This window comes from Rheinheimera sp. UJ51 (assembly GCF_020819615.1).
GTDB lineage: Bacteria > Pseudomonadota > Gammaproteobacteria > Enterobacterales > Alteromonadaceae > Alishewanella > Alishewanella maricola.
In genome coordinates, this window is record NZ_JAJHOG010000029.1 from 1 (window position 1) to 4,645 (window position 4,645).

The 4,645-nt window shown below is 45.2% G+C and carries 5 protein-coding genes; all 5 read left to right on the forward strand.

The window, feature by feature from the left end; genetic code table 11:
* Positions 1-137 precede the first annotated feature (137 nt).
* The 5 genes from LMJ53_RS16915 (at position 138) to istB (ending at position 4,442) form a co-directional block, all read left to right on the forward strand.
* Positions 138-443, forward strand: a complete 306-nt coding sequence (locus tag LMJ53_RS16915) for a hypothetical protein (RefSeq protein WP_229588570.1) — start codon at positions 138-140, stop codon at positions 441-443.
* A gap of 72 nt (positions 444-515) precedes the next feature.
* The gene (locus LMJ53_RS16920) at positions 516-887 is read left to right on the forward strand and encodes a DUF6334 family protein (protein WP_229588572.1); all 372 of its coding nucleotides are present in this window, start codon (positions 516-518) and stop codon (positions 885-887) included.
* 89 nt (positions 888-976) lie between these two features.
* Positions 977-1,480 carry a GNAT family N-acetyltransferase gene (locus tag LMJ53_RS16925; protein WP_229588574.1) on the forward strand — a complete coding sequence of 168 codons (504 nt, stop codon included), beginning with the start codon at positions 977-979 and terminating at the stop codon, positions 1,478-1,480.
* A 623-nt stretch (positions 1,481-2,103) separates the two neighbouring features.
* Complete coding sequence (gene istA / locus LMJ53_RS16930) at positions 2,104-3,666, forward strand: IS21 family transposase (RefSeq protein ID WP_229588576.1); 1,563 nt, start codon at positions 2,104-2,106, stop codon at positions 3,664-3,666.
* 20 nt (positions 3,667-3,686) lie between these two features.
* Positions 3,687-4,442 carry an IS21-like element helper ATPase IstB gene (gene istB, locus LMJ53_RS16935; RefSeq protein WP_229588578.1) on the forward strand — a complete coding sequence of 252 codons (756 nt, stop codon included), beginning with the start codon at positions 3,687-3,689 and terminating at the stop codon, positions 4,440-4,442.
* Positions 4,443-4,645 lie beyond the last annotated feature (203 nt).

The window sequence follows — 4,645 nt, forward strand, 5'->3', positions numbered from 1 at the left end:
TATGCTATTGTTAACCATGCTGACCTCCGATATTGTATATTCAACAAATACAGTATGGCTCTGGTTGCGAAACTAACCCACGAATTCGGAGGTCAGCACCTCGTGGGGAGTCATTATGTCTATATGCAAGGGAACTTATGCGTAAATTTCTAGTTTTATTACTCTTAATTGCACCTTTTACCAGTGCGTCTCAAATTGATGCTTGTGACAATGCCGAAACGGCATTCATTCACTCGAAAATTGAGAAAAGTCAAAACTCTATATCCTACGTGCCCTTTCAACTAGATGAGAAGTTTAAGAGTCTTTGCGAGATCAAAAACATAGAAAAGATGGATGGGCTGGCCTATGTTTTATATAAAAATACGGAAACAGACTCTTATTATATTGGGCTTTACAATGGATTGGATGGTAGTAACCAGATGCATGGCCCCTTTGTCGAATAACTTGCATATAACAAGCAAAGCCAGCCGACGCTTACCGCGCAGCTGCTTTGAGCGTTATAACTCTCGGAGAGTATGGTGAAATTATCTAGTATTGTGGACTCATGTGAGAAATTGAAACATGCACAATCATATAGTTTCAAAGAACTTCTAAATGAAGTTGCAGCAATCAAATTGGAATTCGAAACGTTTAGTTGTTTTATTCGTGTTATTGAAGATTCAGATGAAATTGAATTATGTAACCGTATTAATCTTAATGAGTTGGTAGCGACTGAAAACTCTCTATTTTTCCACAAGTGCTATGGCTTAAAGTTATGCTGGGCTTGGAGTATGGTTAATAATCAAGGGTACTCTGATGCCATAAAATTTGAATTTGAAAATTGCCAAATAGTGGAGCTTGTTGTTAATGCGTCTTCAATATCACAGTATGGTGTAATCGAGTTATAACAAGTTGCTCAAAAGGACGCAAAACAGTTGGCTTGCGCTCCTTCGTCGCTAATTTTAGCCAACAATTTTGCGCCTCTTAGCAAGGCGTTATGAGAACCAAAATGCTGGAACTGAGAAAATTTGAACAGAAGGACGAAGAGCTTTTAGTGTCATACTTAAATGACCATCTTCTAACTCAATTTCTTTCTGCAAGAATTCCGCAGCCATACACAAATGAATCCGCGAATTGGTGGGTAAACACTGGCAGTAACATTGGTCACGTCTACGCAATTATTTACAATGAAATACTTGTCGGTTCAATAAGTGCAGTTCCTGGCGAATTTGAAAAACAGAGAACTGCAGAAGTAGGTTATTGGGTGGCACGAGCCTATTGGGGGAAGGGTATCGCCTCAGAAGCATTAGAAAAATTTACACATTTAATATTCAACAATACAAATTTAAACAGGCTGTACGCGTCAGTTATTGAAGGCAATTTAGCCTCCGCAAAAGTTTTGGAGAAATGTGGCTATAGGTTGGAAGCGGTATTAGAAAAGGCATTGTATAAAAACAAAGCGTATTTTAATGACCTACATTACAGTAAAATTCGCTCATAACAATTCGCTCAAGCATCGTGCCTTCGGCACTGGACAGTTTTTAAGTCGCTGTTTTGTGGTTTTGCTGCGCAAAAGTATTCCACAAAACTACAACTTAAAAACTGCCGCTTAGCTCGGCGTTGGTATGACTCCCCACGTCAAGCAGATTGAGTAAAATCCTGCTCATTAAAGAACCTTTGTTTTGCTGTTAAAGCGAGTTAATGCATCAGATGAAGCTGGTAATGTTCGTCGGTTGTCATGCTGGTATACGTGGATTATTAGCTTTCGCTAACAGAGCCTACCTTACTTTATCCGCCGTGGCACCTGTCTTCAGTCTATGTACGAGGTTCAACAGCCGTGAGGCTGTTGCCATCCTAACGCCGTCGGTGGTTGTGCCACACCCGCTGCTTGATCCAATGCATTAACTCTAACTCGTTTTTTGCATATTTTCACGCATGGCGATCACCCAATAACATTCAAGCCGATCAGTTAATAACATCCATGCCGATCACACAATAACATCTCATACCGATCACTTTTTGCCATTCATGGTAAAGTGCGATCGGCATCAATGTTATTACGTGACTTTTTTCTCCCGCTTCGTTAAACCCGTACTTTCTATCTATTACTGCTGAGGAAAGTACATGTCTGCGAGGCCCATTTCTGTGAGAAAACTAAAAGAAATTCTGCGTTACAAGTATCAGGGCAAGCTGACACATCGTCAGATTGCCCTTAGCCTCACTATCTCAGCGAGCACGGTCTCTTACTATGTCAATCGAGCGGCACAGCTGGGTATAACTGACTGGCCACTGGCTGATATATGGGATGATGTGACGCTTGAGCGTGCTTTCCTCAAAACGATTGTGGTGCATAAAACCCAGCATAAACCGCTACCTAATTGGGCGAGAGTCTATCAAGAACTCAAAACCCCAGGCCGTAAAGGTGTTACTTTAGAGCTGCTGTGGCAGGAGTATGCTGAGCGCAACCCAGAACAGCACTACAGTTACAATCACTTCTGCCGTCTTTATAAAGAGTGGGCGGCCGTACTGCAGCCTTCTATGCGGCAAACCCATCTGGCGGGTGAAAAACTCTTTGTTGATTACTGCGGCCAAACCATGCCGATAGTTGACCCTGATACCGGTGAAATTACCTGTCGTGCGCAGATCTTCGTTGCGGTATTGGGCGCGTCCAATTACACCTTCGCCGAAGCCACCCGTTCACAGCAGTTGGAAGACTGGATCATGAGCCATAAACGAGCCTTTGAGTTCTTCGGTGGCGTACCACAGTTGGTGGTTCCCGATTGCTTAAAAAGTGCAGTCAGCGTGGCTCGCAATACTGATCCGGATCTCAACCCCACCTATCAAATGCTGGCAGCACACTTCGGTACCGCCATCATGCCCGCCAGACCACGTAAGCCTAAAGATAAATCCAAGGCCGAAGTCGGCGTGCAGGTGGTCACACGCTGGATCCTTGCGGTATTACGTCATGAGCTCTTCCACAGTCTGGCACATCTGAATCAGCGTATCGCTGAGTTGCTTATAAAGCTCAATAAAAAACCCTTCCAAAAGTTACCTGGTTGCCGGGCATCCCTGTTTAACGAGCTGGATGCACCAGCTTTACAACCGTTACCCCGCTTTGCCTACGAGTACACCGAAATCCAACGGGTACTGGCAGGTAAGGATTACCATGTTGATATCGAAAAGCATTATTACTCAGTGCCTTACACCTTGGTTGGTAAGCGACTGGAAGCGTATATCAGGGCACAAACCATCGTGATTTACCATCATGGGCAAGTGGTTGCAGAGCACGCGCGCAGCCACCGTAAAGGGCAACATACCTGTGACATGGCACATATGCCCGATCACCATAAAGTGATGCTGGAGTGGTCACCGGAGCGGCTACTGAAATGGGCAGCCTCGATCGGGATTTACACACAGCAGTGGGTGCAGGATACATTGGCACACGCAGCACATCCTGCATTAGCGGTGCGCCCCTGCTTAAGTTTACTAGGACAGAGCGAAATCTATAGCAAAGTACGATTGGAGGCTGCCTGTCTGCGCGGTCACCTAACCGGCGCTAACCGCTTACACAACATCAGGGCCATCCTGAAAAACGGCCTGGAACATCAACCGGTGCAAGCTGTGAAACATGATCCGCTTAAAACGCTGGTGCACGACAATGTGCGCGGTGAAAGCTACTTCCACTGACAGAATATACGAGAAACGCTATGGAATTACGAATTGAAGAACAACTCAGCCTGCTGTATTTAAGCGGCGTTAAGCAAGCCTTGGCAAAACAACAAGAGCAAACAATGCTCTATCAAGACATGAGCTTCGAAGAGCGCCTGCAGCTGTTACTCAGTCATGAATTAGTGCAGCGCGAGCAGCGCAAAATTAGCCGGTTAGAGAAGCAAGCCGCGTTCCGTTTAGGTGCACAGGTTGAACAGATAGACTATCGCGCAAACCGAGGCTTTAACGCATCACAAATAAGGGATTTACTACAAGGCAACTGGCTTAAACATCAACAAAATCTGTTGTTAACTGGCGCAGCAGGATGCGGTAAGAGCTATCTGGCGTGTGCACTGGGGCGTTACTTTATACGTCAGGGAATGGCGGTGCGCTATTACCGGCTAAAGACCTTATTAGAAGATATGAGGTTGTCACAAGCGGATGGCAGTTATCCAAGGTTACTGAACCAACTCAGTCAAGTCGCTATCTTGATCTTGGATGACTGGGGAATGGAAGTGCTGGATGCGACAGAGCGAAGTAATTTACTGGAAGTGATAGACATGCGACATGGCAAGTTATCAACGGTGGTGGCAAGCCAATTACCGGTAGATAAATGGTATGTCATGATCGGAGAAGCCACCTTCGCCGAAGCGATCTTAGACAGACTGATCCATAGAGCGATAAGGCTGCCGTTAACGGGTGAATCGATGCGTAAACAGCAGTCCAACTTGACGCATGCCGATCAAAAAGAGTAAAAGAATGTTGTTGTAAGCGCGGGAAGAAAAAACCTGATCGGCATGATGTTATTGAGCGATCGGAATGATGTTATTAGCCATTTTTCATGCTGGCACCCTTGCTAACCGCTTAGCGGGGTTCACGGGTGTTAGCACGACTTCTCTGGAGATGGCCCAGATATAGGCAATCATCTCTCTGGCAATGGCGGTAACGACTAAGTTGT

Bases quoted from the DNA above. Each gene is read 5' to 3' on its own strand.
- LMJ53_RS16915 (WP_229588570.1), top strand. From the start codon at position 138: ATGCGTAAATTTCTAGTTTTATTACTCTTAATTGCACCTTTTACCAGT.
- LMJ53_RS16920 (WP_229588572.1), top strand. From the start codon at position 516: ATGGTGAAATTATCTAGTATTGTGGACTCATGTGAGAAATTGAAACAT.
- LMJ53_RS16925 (WP_229588574.1), top strand. From the start codon at position 977: ATGAGAACCAAAATGCTGGAACTGAGAAAATTTGAACAGAAGGACGAA.
- istA (WP_229588576.1), top strand. From the start codon at position 2,104: ATGTCTGCGAGGCCCATTTCTGTGAGAAAACTAAAAGAAATTCTGCGT.
- istB (WP_229588578.1), top strand. From the start codon at position 3,687: ATGGAATTACGAATTGAAGAACAACTCAGCCTGCTGTATTTAAGCGGC.